General features: G+C 73.0%; 1 protein-coding gene and 1 pseudogene. One reads left to right on the forward strand and one right to left on the reverse strand.

Annotated features, from left to right (window positions below):
* Nucleotides 1-438, forward strand: a pseudogene (locus tag FVW20_RS16930) (RsmB/NOP family class I SAM-dependent RNA methyltransferase); the annotation flags it as partial.
* Nucleotides 439-598: 160 nt separating this feature from the next.
* Here the strand turns inward: FVW20_RS16930 and FVW20_RS16935 are convergent.
* A partial coding sequence (locus tag FVW20_RS16935) for an inositol monophosphatase family protein (protein ID WP_307831619.1) occupies nucleotides 599-926 on the reverse strand: 328 nt, incomplete at its 5' end.

Below are 926 nucleotides of genomic sequence, written 5' to 3' on the forward strand. Positions count from 1 at the left end.
CCCGACACCGGGCTGGACCCGGCCCTGCTGCCCGACGGCGTGGTGGCGCCCTTTGGCGACACCGCCTACTTCCTGCCCCGGCCCGCGCTGGAACGGCTGCCCGCCGCATTGCGGTGGCGCGGCTACCCGCTGGGCAAGTGGGGCAAGGACGGCATCCGTCCCTCGCCCCGGCTGCGCACCCTGATGCCGTACCCCCCATATCCCCCATATCCCCCATATCCCACAGACCCCACCGGACAAGGCAGGCAGGACGGGTCAGGCGGAGGGGGAGACATCGCGCTGCTGCACATGGACGCCCCGACTGACATCGCCGGGGTGCTCACCGGGCGCAGCATCGACGCCCCCCGCACCGCCACCGCCGCCCTGCTCTACTGGCGCGGCCTGCCCCTGGCCCGGCTGCGCGTGAAGGGGGGGCGGGCCCTGTGGGCGGAACGCTAGGGCCGGCCTGATTCAGAGGCAGCCCCGGAACACAGCGCGCAGAAAAGGGCGCATCTGCGCCCCGTTCAGCCTCCATGCGCTCCCCACGCACCCCGGCCTGTCTACCCTTCCGGCCCAGCGCGCCATTGCGCGGCGTCAAACCGCAATGCCGCACTGCGGCTCAGGCCGGAGCGTCCTGCCTTTCGGCGCAAGCGCCCGCCACGCAGGCGGCAGGCCCCACTGCCAGAATGCATCCGTTGCGCAAGTCGGGCTTGTTGTAGGCCAGCGGCGAGCCGTCCAGCAGGGTGACCATGCCGCCTGCCCCTTCCAGCAGCGCCTGGCCCGGCGCGGTATCCCATTCCCAGGTGGGGTGCATGCACGGAAAGACGTGCGCCGCCCCCTCCGCCACCAGGCAGAATTTCAGCGGCCCGCCCGCCTGCATGCGCCGGTGCGGGAACAGCCCGGCGCGCAGCCTGTCCTGCGCCGCAGCGTCGGGCGGCATGGGCACG

The organism is Nitratidesulfovibrio oxamicus, assembly GCF_015731765.1.
Classification (GTDB): Bacteria; Desulfobacterota; Desulfovibrionia; order Desulfovibrionales; family Desulfovibrionaceae; genus Cupidesulfovibrio; species Cupidesulfovibrio oxamicus.